At 70.5% G+C, this 14,029-nt stretch carries 15 protein-coding genes; 11 read left to right on the forward strand and 4 right to left on the reverse strand.

Translation table 11 applies throughout. The features are described 5' to 3' along the window. Positions 1–4 precede the first annotated feature (4 nt). The 3 genes from N5I75_RS19545 (at position 5) to N5I75_RS19555 (ending at position 2,605) form a co-directional block, all read left to right on the forward strand. Complete coding sequence (locus N5I75_RS19545) at positions 5–721, forward strand: prepilin peptidase (protein WP_476679204.1); 717 nt, start codon at positions 5–7, stop codon at positions 719–721. A 79-nt stretch (positions 722–800) separates the two neighbouring features. After that, entirely contained in the window at positions 801–2,000 is a 1,200-nt protein-coding gene (gene mqnC, locus N5I75_RS19550) for a cyclic dehypoxanthinyl futalosine synthase (protein ID WP_476679205.1), read from the forward strand. 14 nt (positions 2,001–2,014) lie between these two features. Beyond that, complete coding sequence (locus tag N5I75_RS19555; RefSeq protein ID WP_476679206.1) at positions 2,015–2,605, forward strand: imidazolonepropionase-like domain-containing protein; 591 nt, start codon at positions 2,015–2,017, stop codon at positions 2,603–2,605. Positions 2,606–2,889: 284 nt separating this feature from the next. Here N5I75_RS19555 and N5I75_RS19560 read toward each other — a convergent pair whose 3' ends face one another. Further along, entirely contained in the window at positions 2,890–3,129 is a 240-nt protein-coding gene (locus N5I75_RS19560; protein WP_476679207.1) for a hypothetical protein, read from the reverse strand. 151 nt (positions 3,130–3,280) lie between these two features. Between N5I75_RS19560 and N5I75_RS19565 the strand changes: the two genes are divergently transcribed. Beyond that, complete coding sequence (locus tag N5I75_RS19565; RefSeq protein ID WP_476679208.1) at positions 3,281–3,970, forward strand: demethylmenaquinone methyltransferase; 690 nt, start codon at positions 3,281–3,283, stop codon at positions 3,968–3,970. A 187-nt stretch (positions 3,971–4,157) separates the two neighbouring features. Next, positions 4,158–6,632, forward strand: coding sequence for a zinc ribbon domain-containing protein (locus tag N5I75_RS19570; RefSeq protein WP_476679209.1), 2,475 nt, complete (start codon positions 4,158–4,160; stop codon positions 6,630–6,632). Here N5I75_RS19570 and N5I75_RS19575 read toward each other — a convergent pair. Further along, on the reverse strand, positions 6,616–6,927 hold the full coding sequence (locus tag N5I75_RS19575; protein WP_476679551.1) for a PASTA domain-containing protein: 312 nt from the start codon (positions 6,925–6,927) through the stop codon (positions 6,616–6,618). The two genes, N5I75_RS19570 and N5I75_RS19575, sit on opposite strands and share 17 nt — an antisense overlap. Before the next feature lie 195 nt (positions 6,928–7,122). Beyond that, positions 7,123–7,626 carry a GNAT family N-acetyltransferase gene (locus tag N5I75_RS19580; protein WP_476679210.1) on the reverse strand — a complete coding sequence of 168 codons (504 nt, stop codon included), beginning with the start codon at positions 7,624–7,626 and terminating at the stop codon, positions 7,123–7,125. A 95-nt stretch (positions 7,627–7,721) separates the two neighbouring features. Between N5I75_RS19580 and N5I75_RS19585 the strand changes: the two genes are divergently transcribed. Next, a complete protein-coding gene (locus N5I75_RS19585) occupies positions 7,722–9,026 on the forward strand; it encodes a geranylgeranyl reductase family protein (RefSeq protein ID WP_476679211.1) in 1,305 nt (434 codons plus the stop codon). A gap of 43 nt (positions 9,027–9,069) precedes the next feature. Beyond that, positions 9,070–9,396, forward strand: a complete 327-nt coding sequence (locus N5I75_RS19590; protein ID WP_476679212.1) for a putative quinol monooxygenase — start codon at positions 9,070–9,072, stop codon at positions 9,394–9,396. Positions 9,397–9,473: 77 nt separating this feature from the next. On the opposite strand, the gene N5I75_RS19595 is transcribed toward N5I75_RS19590, so the two are convergent. After that, positions 9,474–10,319 carry a C40 family peptidase gene (locus N5I75_RS19595; RefSeq protein WP_476679213.1) on the reverse strand — a complete coding sequence of 282 codons (846 nt, stop codon included), beginning with the start codon at positions 10,317–10,319 and terminating at the stop codon, positions 9,474–9,476. Between the two features lie 694 nt (positions 10,320–11,013). Here N5I75_RS19595 and N5I75_RS19600 point away from each other — a divergent pair. Genes N5I75_RS19600 through N5I75_RS19615 form a run of 4 tightly spaced genes read left to right on the forward strand, consistent with a single transcriptional unit; the run spans position 11,014 to position 14,018 of the window. Beyond that, a complete protein-coding gene (locus tag N5I75_RS19600) occupies positions 11,014–11,373 on the forward strand; it encodes an NADH-quinone oxidoreductase subunit A (protein WP_007383963.1) in 360 nt (119 codons plus the stop codon). Between the two features lie 34 nt (positions 11,374–11,407). Beyond that, positions 11,408–11,962 (forward strand): NuoB/complex I 20 kDa subunit family protein, encoded by a 555-nt coding sequence (locus N5I75_RS19605; RefSeq protein WP_006133126.1) that lies wholly within the window; start codon positions 11,408–11,410, stop codon positions 11,960–11,962. Beyond that, positions 11,959–12,699, forward strand: coding sequence for an NADH-quinone oxidoreductase subunit C (locus N5I75_RS19610; protein WP_476679214.1), 741 nt, complete (start codon positions 11,959–11,961; stop codon positions 12,697–12,699). Before N5I75_RS19605 ends, N5I75_RS19610 begins: the two co-directional genes overlap by 4 nt. Beyond that, positions 12,696–14,018, forward strand: a complete 1,323-nt coding sequence (locus N5I75_RS19615) for an NADH-quinone oxidoreductase subunit D (protein ID WP_476679215.1) — start codon at positions 12,696–12,698, stop codon at positions 14,016–14,018. Before N5I75_RS19610 ends, N5I75_RS19615 begins: the two co-directional genes overlap by 4 nt. Positions 14,019–14,029 lie beyond the last annotated feature (11 nt).

Genomic DNA, 14,029 nt, shown 5'->3' on the forward strand with positions numbered 1-14,029 from the left:
CGAGATGGCTGACGGGGTGGAGGAAACCGCGCTGATCACGCTCGCCGCCCTCTGGGGCGCCGCCGCGGGGACGCTGCTGCCGCGCCCCGCCTACCGCCTCTCCGTGGAGCCGGACGAGCCCTGGAGGTCCGAGGACCCGTCCGGCCGGCCGATCCGGGGCTGGATCGGGACGGCGCGGTACGGCCCCGGCACCGTGGCTCTCGCCGTCTGCACGGCGCTGGTCTGCGCCCTGCTCGCCGCCGCCACCGGCACCCGCCCCGAACTGGCCGCCTGGCTGCTGCTCGCGCCGCTCTGCGTGCTGCTCGCCACGGTCGACTTCGCGGTGCACCGGCTGCCGGACGTCCTGACGCTGCCGCTCGCCGCGCTCGCCCTGGCCGCGCTCGGCGCCGCCGCCTTGCTGCCCGAACCCGGCGGCTCCTGGCGCGGCGCGCTGTTCGGCGCCGTGGGGATGGGCGGCGGCTACCTGATCCTGCACCTCCTCTACCCGCCCGGCCTGGGGTTCGGGGACGTGAAGCTGGCGGTCGGGCTCGGGGCGGCGCTCGGCTGGTACGGGTGGGGCGTGCTGTTCATCGGCGTGTTCGTGGGCGTGTGCCTCAACGGCCTGTTCGCGGGCGCGCTCGTCGTCTTCCGGGGCGCGGGCCGCAAGACGCTGCTGCCGCTGGGCCCGTTCATGATCGCGGGGGCCTGCGCGGGGGTTCTGCTGGGCGCTCTGGCGGCCTGACGTACGCTGAGACGGTCCGCCCTGATTCAGTTAATACCTGTGCAAACCGTGTTCAGACCCTCCGAAAGGGGCACGTCCGGTGACCGAGAAGGCCGCTCTTCAGTCCGTCCTCGACCGTGCCGCCGCCGGTGGGCGGATCACCCCCGAAGAGGCCGTCGACCTCTACCGCGACGCGCCGCTGCACGCGCTCGGCGCCGCCGCCGACGCGATCCGGCGCCGCAAGTACGCGGGCATCGAGCACATCGCCACGTACATCATCGAGCGGAACATCAACTACACGAACGTCTGCGTGACGGCGTGCAAGTTCTGTGCCTTCTACGCGGCCCCGAAGGACACCAAGAAGGGCTGGACCCGGGAGCTCGACGACATCCTGCGCCGCTGCGCGGAGACCGTCGAACTCGGCGGCACCCAGATCATGTTCCAGGGCGGCCACCACCCGGACTACGGCGTCGAGTACTACGAGAAGCACTTCTCCGCGATCAAGAAGGACTTCCCGCAGCTCGTCATCCACAGCCTGGGCGCGTCCGAGGTCGAGCACATGGCGCGGATCTCCAAGGTGTCGGTGGAGGAGGCGATCCAGCGCATCCACGCCGCGGGGCTCGACTCGTTCGCGGGCGCCGGCGCCGAGCTGCTCCCCGAGCGCCCGCGCAAGGCCATCGCGCCGCTGAAGGAGTCCGGCGAGCGCTGGCTGGAGATCATGGAGACCGCCCACAACCTGGGCGTCGAATCCACCTCCACGATGCTGATGGGCACCGGCGAGACGAACGCCGAGCGCATCGAGCACCTCCGCATGATCCGCGACGTGCAGGACCGGACGGGCGGCTTCCGCGCGTTCATCCCGTACACGTACCAGCCCGAGAACAACCACCTCAAGGGCCGTACGCAGGCCACGCTCTTCGAGTACCTGCGCATGATCGCGATCGCCCGGATCTTCCTCGACAACGTCCAGCACATCCAGGGTTCCTGGCTGACGACCGGCAAGGAGGTCGGGCAGCTCTCCCTGCACTACGGCGCCGACGACCTCGGGTCGATCATGCTGGAGGAGAACGTCGTCTCCTCGGCCGGTGCCAAGCACCGTTCCAACCGCATGGAGATCATCGAGCTGATCCGCAAGGCGGGCCGCGTCCCCGCGCAGCGGGCCACCACGTACGAGCACCTCGTCGTGCACGACGACCCGGCGAACGACCCCGTCGACGAGCGCGTCATGTCGCACATCTCCTCCACGGCGATCGACGGCGGCACGGCGCACCCCGAGCTGAAGCTCGTAGCGACCAACTAGGCCCGGTCTCTTCTGTGCTGACTCTGCACGTCACCGCCGACGCCGCCGTCCTCGTCGACGGTGAGCACATCAAGGCGCTCGGACCGTATGAGGAGCTGGCCGCCGCCCACCCGGACGTACGGGTGCGGCGCTGGCCCGGCATCCTCACGCCCGGACTCCTCAATCCGTACGGTCCCGAGATCCTGGAGCACACCTACCACCCCGATCCGCGTGAGGCCGACACGTACGGGACGGTGCCGATCGGCGGGGAGCGGGCGCGGGAGATATTCCGGGCGGATCCCTCGCGGGTCGGGGCGAGTGCGCGGCGGGGGGTTCAGCGGTTGTTCGCGCACGGGACGGTTGCCCTGGCCGGGGCGTTGCGGGTGGCGCCCGTGCTGGAGGTCGTCCAGCGCTCGGGGCTCGTCTTCGGGGCGCGGCCGGAGGGGCTGCCCGGGCCTGTGTCGCTCTCGCCTCGGCCGATGGTTCTGCTGCCAGGGCTTGAGGTGGGCGGGGCGGCGCGGTTCGCGGTGTTCGATGTCGCGGATCGGGCGGAGCTTGTGCGGCGGGGGGCGTCCACGTGTGTGGCGACGGTGATCGGTGGGCGGCTGGTGTACCGGGGGCGGTGAGCCGCCGTGGGAGTGCGTGTGCGCTGCCGTCTGCGGGTCTCGTCGTGGCTGGTCGCGCAGTTCCCCGCGCCCCTGGAATGCGCACTGCGTGCGGCATCCCGCCGTTCGTTTCCGGGTGCGGCTGTCGTCATGGCTGGTCGCGCAGTTCCCCGCGCCCCCGGAATGTGCACTGCATGCGGCATTCCTCCCGCATTTCGTCTGCGGGTCTCGCCGTGGTCGCTCGCGCCGTTCCCCGCGCCCCTGGAGCGTGCGGCTTCGCCGCTGCTCCTTGAGCGCCTCCTCCTTCAGCGGGTGGTGACGGTCACGCAGTTCGCGGAGCCTTCGACGGTCGCTGTGTCGCGGACCTCGACGGTGTAGGACTGCACGGACGAGATCGTCGGCTCGTTCGTGAGGGCCGGCGGAGCCGGGGTGCGGGGTGGGCAGGCGTCCGGGAGGGTGATCGGGGTGACCGTCGGCGGGGGGCTGTCCGCCGGGCGGGGGCGGTTCGTCGGTTCGATGCCGGGCTCCAGGGCCTGTGTCGCCACCCAGCCTCCCGCGACCAGGGCCACCCACGCCCCGGCCGCCCACCGTCGTGCCGCCCCCAACTCGCCCACCCCTCCGCCTGGTCAAGTGCCCCCGCATCCTAGACAGGTCCCGGTCACCCGGCGACGGGACGGACCCTGCCACAATGGGGCCGTGACCCGTGCATCCCTGGACAAGCAGCCCCACGAAGTCGCCTCCATGTTCGATGACGTGGCGGAGAACTACGACCTCACCAACGACGTGCTGTCCCTGGGGCAGGACCGGGTGTGGCGCAAGGCGGTCGCCAAGGCGGTCGACGCGCGTCCGGCGCAGAAGATCCTCGACCTGGCGGCAGGGACGGCGACGTCCTCGCAGCCGTTCGTGAAGGCGGGCGCGTACGTCGTGCCCTGCGACTTCTCCCTCGGGATGCTGCGCGTCGGCAAGAAGCGCCACCCCTGGATGCCGTTCACGGCGGGCGACGGCACGAAGCTGCCGTTCAAGGACGACACGTTCGACGCGGTGACGATCTCCTTCGGGCTGCGCAACATCCAGGACACCGACCAGGCGCTGCGCGAGCTGTACCGGGTCACGAAGCCGGGCGGCCGCGTCGTCATCTGCGAGTTCAGCCACCCGACGTGGGCCCCGTTCCGCACGGTCTACACCGAGTACCTGATGCGGGCGCTGCCGCCGGTCGCGCGCGCCGTCTCCTCGAACCCGGACGCGTACGTCTACCTCGCCGAGTCGATCCGCGCCTGGCCCACCCAGCCGGAGCTGGCCGCCCGCCTCCAGGGCGCGGGGTGGAAGAAGGTCGCCTGGCGGGACCTGACCGGCGGCATCGTCGCCCTGCACCGCGGCACCAAGTGAGCCGCAGTAAGTGGCGCAGTAAGCGGCGCAGCAAGTGATGCAGCACGTGACGCAGTAAGTACTGCGCCGCTTAATGCAGTTGACGGGAACCGGACGGCCGGAAAGATGTGTCCGTTGAGTACGTGGTGACCGCCGGGTGACGGTGTGTCACTCGCGCCGTCCCCGGATCATCGTCACGGAGCGCCCGATGCCGTCGTTCTGCCCGCACTGTGGAGCCGAGGCTCCCGAAGAGGCCCGTTTCTGCATGAGATGCGGGCGGGAGCGGACCGCCGCCGCACCTCCGCCCCCGCCGCCGCCGCCGCAGGCCCCACCCGCCGCTCAGGGCGCACCGCCCCCGCCCGCCCACGCCCCGGGCCCCGCTCAGCCCTCGGCCGTCGGGCAGTTCTTCGGGCGCGCCCTGCGCGGTGACTGGGCCGGGGCCGCGCAGGCCGCGCTGTGGCCGGTCGGGCTCCTTGTCGTCGCCGCGTTCGCGCTGGCCGTCCCCTCGTACGGGCAGGACTCCGACGAGGTCGTGATCGGGTTCGCGGACCGGATGCGCGTCGCCCTGGCCGTGCTGCTCCAGGGGCTCGGCGGCAGTCTGGAGGTCTCCGGCGGCGGCTCCGGCGGCTCGGTCTACGGCAGCGGCTACGACTCCGGCTCCTCCGGCAACGCCTCGCTCTCCGTCATCCCGCTCCTGGTGACCGTGGTGTGGATCGCGGCCCTCGTCATCGGCGTACGGATGCTGCGGACGCGCCTGTACGCGCGGACCGTGCCGGGCGCACCGGGCGGCGCGAGCGCGGGACTGGAGGCGGCCGTGCGGGTCGCGCTGCTCGTGACCGGGGCGACGCTCGTCCTGGCGCTCGTCGGGCAGCCGGACATCGAGGAAGTGTCGCTGCACACGGGGCCGTTCCTGACCACGCTGTGGACGCTGCTGCTCTCGCTCGCGGTCGCCGGGGGAGTGCTGCACGGCGACGACCTGACGTACCGGATCGCCGCCGCGCGGCCGGGCGTGCGCATGTCGGTCCGGGCGTTCGGGACGGCCGTCCGCGCCATGGGGTGGGTGCTGCTGATCGCGGCGGTGCTCGGCTGGGCCGGACTCGCGATCTTCGGTGACGACGGCGCGTCGAGCCCGTCCGGCCTCGCCGAGTCCTCCGATTTCGACGGCTCCGACGCGGCGGCGCTCGGCGTGTTCCTGATGCTCCTGCCCAACCTCGCGCTCGCCGTGCTCGGCCTGTGCTTCGGCGCTCCGCTGGAGTTCGAGGCCCGGGGGTCGTCGTCGCTGGGTGGCGGCGGCTACGAGAAGGAGTCGTTCGGGCTGTCCCGGCTCGGCGACGAACTCGGCTCCGGGGCCGTGGCCTACGCCCTCGCCATCGCGCTGATCTGCGCCCTGGTGGTCGGCGTTCTGACCGCCCGGCGCTCCCTCGACCGCCGCGAGCAGTTCCTCTCGGCGGGCTTCTTCTTCGGCCTGTTCCTGCTCCTCGCCGGGGTCGGCGGCATCGGGGCGGAGTTCGCGGGCGACCTCGACTTCTTCGGCAGCGGCTCGGGCCGCATTGACGTGGGCGTGAGCGTCGCGGACGCACTGCTGTTCGGCCTGCTGTGGATCGGCGCGGCCACCTTCCTGGCTCCGTACCTGATGCAGATGGCAGGCGTCGCGACCGGCATCGTCCCGGCACCGCTCCCGGCCATGCCGGGCCAGGCCCCGCTGCCCGCGATGCCGGGGGAGGCCCCGCTCCCCACCATGCCGGGCGAGGCCCCGCTCCCCGCGAGGCCGGAGGAGGCACCGACCGCCGACGCCCTGCCCCAGCCCCCGTCGCTCGACAAGCCGGCCCCCGCCCCGGCCGAACCCCCGGCCCTGTACACGCCGACCGTCGTCCCGCTGAGCCACACCCCGGGCCCGTACCAACTCGCCCCGCACACCGCCCCGGCCCCCGGCGGAGAGCCCGCCTCGCGGCGGGTCGGCGTCTGGGTCGGGACCCTCGTCGGTGCCCTCGTCATCGGGGGCGGGGCCGCGGCCGGTGTGCTGCTGCTCATGGACGGCGGCGGGGACGACAAGCAGGACGGCAAGGGCGGCGAGCCGGTCGCGTCCCAGAGTCGGAGCCGGACGCAGCCCGAGCCCGCCTCACCGACACCGACGCCGACCCCGACGCCGACCGGGACGGAGGCCGGCCCGGACCCGACCCCGTCCGTGCTCGCCTCGGACGCCGCCCCCACCGGCATGCCCGAGGTCCCGGCCGGTTACCACCAGGTCTTCGACGAGAAGGGCTTCTCCTTCGTCGTCCCGGACGCCTGGGACCGCGTGGGCGTGCAGAACGGCAGCCAGGTCACGTACGCGGGCAGCACCGGCATGGAGAAGTACGTCGTCGGCGTCATCCCGTTCGCGGACTACACCTCGCACGAGAACCTCCTCGCGATGGAGAAGCACCTCAAGGAGGACAAGAAGAAGACCAACTACCGGCGCATCCTCCTGGACACGAACACCTTCCAGGGCGAGGCGGGAGCCATCTGGGAGTACACGTACGAGAACGAGGCCGGGCAGACGATCCACGGCATCGACCAGTCGTACATCGCCCCGGACGGCACCGAATACACGATCTTCCTGACCGGCAAGGAGGACCTCTGGACCGACCTCGCCGGCACCTATCAGGTCGGCCTCGACTCCTGGCGGCTCACGGACATCGACTGAACGGCCCGGCGCACTCCACCGGTTCGGCCGGTTCGGCCGGTTCGTCGAGGGCACGACGCATCCCACCGCCCCGCGGGCCCGGCTCGCGGGGCACGCGCACGCCCGCGCCACCGTCCGCCTCGCCCTCACCCAGGTCGAACCAGACGGTGACGGCCGCGTCGCGCGGGACCTCGACGCCGGGCAGCGGGTACTGGCGTACGACGTAGTCGACGGTGGTGGCCGCGAGGGCGGGGCGGTCGGGGGACGTGAGCCGGACGCCGTGCGCCGCGGCCAGGCCGCGCGCGTCGACCGCCATCAGGCCGACGAACTTCGGGACCCGGACTTCCGGCGGGTACTCCGGGTTCTCCGGAAACTCGGGGAGGCCGGGGTTCTCGGGTGGTATGTGCACGAGCGTCACCCCCAGGAGGTACCGGAAGGGTAGCCCCGCGGGGCGCCGCGCGATACGCCCCGGCGCCTCCGCACGTGCCCCGCGACGTGCTCCACACGTGCCTCACAACTCCAGGCGGAAGCAGTGCCCCTGGCGTCCGGACGGCGTCACGAACGTCTCCGTGCGCTCCATGCCGAGCCGCCGGGTCACCGCGATCGACCGTTCGTTCAGCGCGTCGACCATCGCGACGACGCTGGTGACACCCGACGCCCGTACGCGGTCCAGGGTCGCGCGCGCGGCGGCGGTCGCGTAGCCCTGGCCCCAGTAGGCGCGGCCGAGCCGCCAGCCGATCTCGATCTCGCCGGTCGGGCCCCACGGGCGGTCCCAGGGCTGGGCGCCGGTGAAGCCGATGACCTCGCGGGAGCCGTCCGTCATCGTCCACAGGCAGTAGCCGCGCTCGGCGTCGTGGCGGCGCTGGCGGGCGGTCAGCTCCTCGTACACGGACAGCTCGGCCGTCCGGCCGCCGTGGAACTCCATGACGTCGGGGTGGTCGAACACCCGGTGCCAGGCGAAGGCGTCCTCGTGGGTGGGGACGCGCAGATCCACGGCGGGCAGGACTCGACTCATGGGCTGACCCTTCGCTGGGTGATCGATGCCGCTGAATAGACTGCCCATGTCCGTGCCGGACGGCACACTGTTTTCGAGCCTGGGGAGAACCCGCCGTGACCGAGCAGCCCGAGCGACTCGTCGACAACGCCGAGCACAGCGCAGATGTGATCGTCGTCGGGGCCGGTCCCGCCGGTTCGACGACCGCCTACTACCTCGCCAAGGCCGGCCTGGACGTCCTGCTCCTGGAGAAGACCGCGTTCCCGCGCGAGAAGGTGTGCGGCGACGGTCTGACGCCCCGCGCCACCAAGCAGCTCGTCTCCATGGGCATCGACATCTCCGAGGAAGCCGGGTGGCTGCGCAACAAGGGCCTGCGCATCATCGGCGGCGGCGTCCGCCTCCAGCTCGACTGGCCGGAGCTCGCCAGCTACCCGGACTACGGACTCGTCCGCAAGCGCGACGACTTCGACGAGCAGCTCGCCCGTCAGGCGCAGAAGGCGGGCGCACGGCTCTACGAGCGCTGCAACGTCGGGGCGCCGATCATCGACGACCGCACAGGGCGTATCACGGGCGTGCACGCCAAGCTCGGCGAGGAGAAGACCGAGACCACCTTCCACGCCCCGCTCGTCGTCGCCGCCGACGGCAACTCCACGCGCCTCTCCCTCGCCATGGGCCTGCACCGGCGCGAGGACCGCCCGATGGGCGTCGCGGTGCGCACGTACTTCACGTCGCCCCGCCACGACGACGACTACCTGGAGTCCTGGCTGGAGCTGTGGGACCGGCGCGGCCCGGGCGAGGACCGGCTCCTGCCTGGCTACGGCTGGGTCTTCGGCATGGGCGACGGCACGTCGAACGTGGGGCTCGGCATCCTCAACTCCTCCAAGGCGTTCAAGGAGCTGGACTGGCGCGAGGTCCTCAAGGCGTGGTGCGCCTCGATGCCGGAGGACTGGGGCTTCACCCCGGACAACATGACGACGACGATCCGCGGCGCCGCCCTGCCGATGGCCTTCAACCGCCAGCCGCACTACACCAAGGGCCTGCTCCTGGTCGGTGACGCGGGCGGCCTGGTCAACCCGTTCAACGGCGAGGGCATCGCGTACGCCATGGAGTCGGGGCAGATCGCCGCCGACGTCATCGTGCAGGCCCACGCGCGCGCGACCCCTTCCCAGCGTGAACTGGCGCTGCAGAGCTACCCGCGCATCCTCAAGGAGACCTACGGTGGTTACTACACGCTGGGCCGCGCCTTCGTGAAGGTCATCGGCAACCCGAAGATCATGAAGATCGCGACGCAGCGCGGGCTCTCCCACCCGATCCTGATGAAGTTCACGCTGAAGATGCTCGCGAACCTCACCGACCCGACCGGCGGCGACGCCATGGACCGCATCATCAACGGCCTGAGCAAGGTCGCGCCGAAGGCGTGAGCCCTACGGCGCAGGGCGCGGGGCGGGGTCATACGGTGGAGCCATGATTTTCATCGCCGTGAAGTTCACCGCCCGCCCCGAGCACGCCGACTCCTGGCTGGAGAAGACCGCCGCGTTCACCGAGGCGACCCGCGCCGAGGAGGGCAATCTCTTCTTCGACTGGTCGCGCAGTGTGGACGACCCGAACCAGTTCGTCCTCCTGGAGGGCTTCCGGGACGGTGACGCGGGCGCCGTGCACGTCGCCTCCGACCACTTCAAGGCCGGGCTCGCCGCCATGGCCCCGCTCATCGCCGCCACCCCCGAGATCATCAACGCCGACATCCCGAACGAGGGCTGGGGCGCGATGGGGGAGCTGTCCCCGCAGGGCTGAGCCCGGCAGGCACCGCGTACACACGAAGGCCGCCGCACCCCGAACCGGGTGCGGCGGCCTTCGTACGTGCGGGTGGATCAGAGCGCGCGGACCGCGCCGCTCGCCGGGTAGCCGGACAGGTCCTGGATCACGACGCCCTTGGAGGGGTTCGCGGCGTCCAGGTACTGGCCGTTGCCGATGTAGACGCCGACGTGGTACGCCGAGCCCGCGCCGCCCCAGTAGAGGATGTCGCCGACCGCGAGGTTGGAGAGCGAGACGGGGGTGCCGAAGGTCGACTGCTCCTGCGAGGTGCGCGGGAGGTCGACGCCGGCCTGCTTGAACGCGGCCTGCACGAGACCCGAGCAGTCCCACGAGTTGGGGCCCGTGCCGCCCATCACGTACGCGTCGCCGACCTGCGCCTGGAGGAAGCTGATGACGGCGCCGACGGAGCCGCTGGCCGGGGCGGCCGCGGTCGTCGAGGTCGTGGAGGCGCTGGAGGAACCGGAGCCGGTGGAGGCGAGCGTGGTGCGCTCGGCGGACCGGGAGGCGGCCTGCTCGGCGGCCTCGCGCTCGGCCTTCTCCTTGGCGGCGGCCTCGGCCTCGGCCTTCTTCTTGGCCTCCGCCTTCTTCTCGGCGGCGGCCTGGTCCTTCTTGGCCTGCTTCGCGGCGTTCGCGAAGGCCTCGTCGCGCTCGGCCTGGAGCTGGTAGTTGGCCGCGGCCTGCTGGGTGGCGTCCGCGGACTGGGCGACCTGGGAGGACAGGTCGGTGGTGAGCGTGGGCAGCTCGAGGGTCTGCGTGACCGGCTCGGCAGCGTTCGCCGCACCGGACGCACCAGCCACGGCGAGGGTGCTGAGCACGCCACCGGTGACTCCGGCGCGCAGGGCCATCTTCGAGGCGCTGCGACGGGGCTTCCGGTGGCTGGGTATGTGAGCGGTGTGGGACATGAGTACAACCGCTATCAGGGCTTCACGGTTCCCTTCAAGAAACGTGTGGTGCGCCACAGTTGTGAAGCTGCGGCGTGAAACCGGCCCGCTGCGGGCCTTATTGACGCCGTAACGGGCAATACGGACAGCCTTGATCGAGGCTGTGATCACGGTCTTTCCGCAATTCGTCCGAATTGCCCGACGCCTACCACCTGTTGACACCGTTGGCCAAGCCCGGTTTTCGGCGCCGACCGCGTCGCGTGACACAGGTCACAAAGGACCCCTAGGGGTCGGCCTCGCGTCCGCTTCCGTCTACTTCCGTCCACACCTTCCACCCTGATGTGTGAACGGCGTCCACTATCAGCCACCCGTGTCCAGCGCCAATTTGCGCGCCCGGTTCGCTTCTTGATAGTGCAACACCTCTCTCACCAGCCATGACGAGCCAAGATGTCACCACTGGTGATCACTCAGGCGCTTCGAGTGTGAAGATCACCGCTCATCCGACTTCATGATCGTTCGTCAGGTGGTGGAGATCACAAAGTAGTTGGCGTACCCCGTGTCGCAGATCACAGAGTGGCAGGCATAGGATGCGGGGCAAGTTGGGCTTGTGACCTGCTTCACATGTAAGCGATCTTCAACCGCTTACGTGGTGGGGCGGTGCCGCGAGCTCGTGCAACCGCCAGCAGTCAGTGCCGACTGAGAGGAGCGAGGAGCGGTGAACGCGTATGCGCCCATCCTCGTACTGGGAGCCCTCGGGGCAGGCTTTGCGATCTTCTCCGTGGTCATGGCCACGCTTATCGGTCCAAAGCGGTACAACCGGGCCAAGCTTGAAGCCTATGAGTGCGGGATCGAGCCGACCCCGACGCCGGCCGGTGGCGGGCGCTTCCCCATCAAGTACTACCTGACGGCGATGCTCTTCATCGTCTTCGACATCGAGATCGTCTTCCTCTACCCCTGGGCCGTCACCTTCGACGCCCTGGGGGTTTTCGGGCTCGTGGAGATGCTGCTCTTCGTGCTCACCGTCTTCGTCGCGTACGCGTACGTGTGGCGGCGCGGCGGCCTGGAATGGGACTGAGCCCCGCACAGGGGAGACCGGGAGCCACAGACCAATGGGACTCGAAGAAAAGCTGCCGAGCGGATTCCTGCTGACCACCGTCGAGCAGGCCGCGGGCTGGGTGCGCAAGTCGTCCGTCTTTCCCGCCACGTTCGGCCTCGCGTGCTGCGCCATCGAGATGATGACGACCGGCGCGGGCCGCTACGACCTGGCGCGGTTCGGCATGGAGGTCTTCCGCGGCTCGCCGCGCCAGGCGGACCTGATGATCGTCGCGGGCCGGGTGAGCCAGAAGATGGCGCCCGTCCTGCGCCAGGTCTACGACCAGATGCCCAACCCCAAGTGGGTCATCTCCATGGGCGTCTGCGCCTCGTCCGGCGGCATGTTCAACAACTACGCGATCGTGCAGGGCGTCGACCACGTCGTGCCGGTCGACATCTATCTGCCCGGCTGCCCGCCCCGGCCCGAGATGCTGATGGACGCGATCCTCAAGCTCCATCAGAAGATCCAGTCCTCCAAGCTCGGCGTGAACGCCGAGGAGGCGGCCCGCGAGGCGGAGGAAGCGGCGCTCAAGGCGCTCCCGACGATCGAGATGAAGGGGCTGCTGCGGTGAGTGACGCGCAGAACGACGGGGCCAACCCCGAGAAGGACCTCAGCGCCGCGAACCTCCCGGGGCAGCGCGGCGACCAGGGCGAGGAGATCCGCGTCCAGCGCGGCATGTTCGGCGCCAACAACGGCGGCGACACCTCCGGTTATGGGGGACTTGTCCGCTCTGTCCGGCTCCCCGGTGAGTCCGCCCGGCCGTACGGCGGCTGGTTCGACGAGGTGGCGGACGAGCTGGAGGGCGCCCTGGAGGAGCAGGGCCTCGTCCCCGAGAACGCCATCGACAAGACCGTCGTCGACCGCGGCGAACTCACCTTCCACATCGAGCGCGAGCACCTGCTGCGCGTCGCCCAGACCCTGCGCGACGACCCGGCGCTCCGCTTCGAGCTGTGCACGGGCGTCAGCGGCGTCCACTACACCGGCGACAAGGGCCGCGAGCTGCACGCCGTCTACCACCTGCGCTCGCTCACCCACGGCCGGCTGATCCGCCTCGAAGTCTCCATGCCGGACACCGACCCGCACGTCCCGTCCCTGGTCAGCGTGTACCCGACCAACGACTGGCACGAGCGCGAGACGTACGACTTCTTCGGCATCGTCTTCGACGGCCACCCCGCGCTGACCCGGATCATGATGCCGGACGACTGGCAGGGCTTCCCGCAGCGCAAGGACTATCCCCTCGGCGGCATCCCCGTCGAGTACAAGGGCGCCCAGATCCCGGCTCCGGACCAGCGGAGGTCGTACTCGTGACCACTCCCCAGGCAACTCCTCGCGCGACAACCGAAGGCACCGTCTACACGGTCACCGGCGGCGACTGGGACGAGGTCGTCGAGTCCGCGGTCAAGTCCGACGACGAGCGCATCATCGTCAACATGGGCCCCCAGCACCCGTCCACGCACGGCGTGCTGCGGCTCATCCTGGAGATCGACGGTGAGACGGTGACCGAGGCCCGCTGCGGCATCGGCTACCTGCACACGGGCATCGAGAAGAACCTCGAGTACCGCACGTGGACGCAGGGCACCACGTTCGTGACCCGCATGGACTACCTGACGCCGTTCTTCAACGAGACGGCGTACTGCCTCGGCGTCGAGAAGCTCCTCGGCATCGAGGACGAGATCCCCGACCGGGCCAGCATCATCCGCGTCCTGCTCATGGAGCTGAACCGGATGTCGTCCCACCTGGTCTGCATCGCCACGGGCGGCATGGAGCTCGGCGCCACCACGATCATGATCTACGGCTTTCGTGATCGTGAACTCATTCTCGACCTCTACGAGCTGATCACCGGCCTGCGCATGAACCACGCGTACGTCCGGCCCGGCGGACTCGCCCAGGACCTGCCGCCCGGCGCGGTCGACCAGCTCCGCGAGTTCGTGAAGACGATGAAGAAGAACCTCCCGGAGTACGACAAGCTCGCCACCGGGAACCCCATCTTCAAGGCCCGTATGCAGGACGTCGGCCACCTCGACCTCGCGGGCTGCATGGCGCTCGGCGCCACAGGACCGATCCTGCGCTCCGCGGGCCTCCCGCACGACCTGCGCAAGACGGACCCGTACTGCGGCTACGAGACCTACGACTTCGACATCCCGACCGCCGACACCTGCGACTCCTACGGGCGCTTCCTGATCCGCCTGGAGGAGATGCGCCAGTCACTGCGCATCGTCGAGCAGTGCCTCGACCGGCTCGCCCCGGGCCCGGTCATGGTCGGCGACAAGAAGATCGCCTGGCCCGCCCAGCTGGCCCTCGGCCCGGACGGGCTCGGCAACTCGCTCGACCACATCAAGAACATCATGGGCACCTCCATGGAGGCCCTCATCCACCACTTCAAGCTGGTGACCGAGGGGTTCCGGGTCCCGCCGGGACAGGCGTACACCGCCGTGGAGTCGCCCAAGGGCGAGCTGGGCGTGCACGTCGTCTCCGATGGCGGCACCCGCCCCTACCGGGTCCACTTCCGCGACCCGTCCTTCACCAACCTTCAGGCGATGGCCGCGATGTGCGAGGGCGGCCAGGTCGCCGACGTCATCGTCGCCGTCGCCTCCATCGACCCCGTGATGGGAGGCGTCGACCGGTGACCACCACCAAC

The organism is Streptomyces sp. R818, from assembly GCF_056172735.1.

Bases quoted from the DNA above. Each gene is read 5' to 3' on its own strand.
- N5I75_RS19580 (WP_476679210.1), bottom strand. From the start codon at position 7,626: ATGAGTCGAGTCCTGCCCGCCGTGGATCTGCGCGTCCCCACCCACGAG.
- N5I75_RS19575 (WP_476679551.1), bottom strand. From the start codon at position 6,927: ATGGCGGTCGACGCGCGCGGCCTGGCCGCGGCGCACGGCGTCCGGCTC.
- N5I75_RS19605 (WP_006133126.1), top strand. From the start codon at position 11,408: ATGGGACTCGAAGAAAAGCTGCCGAGCGGATTCCTGCTGACCACCGTC.
- N5I75_RS19570 (WP_476679209.1), top strand. From the start codon at position 4,158: ATGCCGTCGTTCTGCCCGCACTGTGGAGCCGAGGCTCCCGAAGAGGCC.
- N5I75_RS19595 (WP_476679213.1), bottom strand. From the start codon at position 10,319: ATGTCCCACACCGCTCACATACCCAGCCACCGGAAGCCCCGTCGCAGC.
- N5I75_RS19545 (WP_476679204.1), top strand. From the start codon at position 5: ATGGCTGACGGGGTGGAGGAAACCGCGCTGATCACGCTCGCCGCCCTC.
- N5I75_RS19590 (WP_476679212.1), top strand. From the start codon at position 9,070: ATGATTTTCATCGCCGTGAAGTTCACCGCCCGCCCCGAGCACGCCGAC.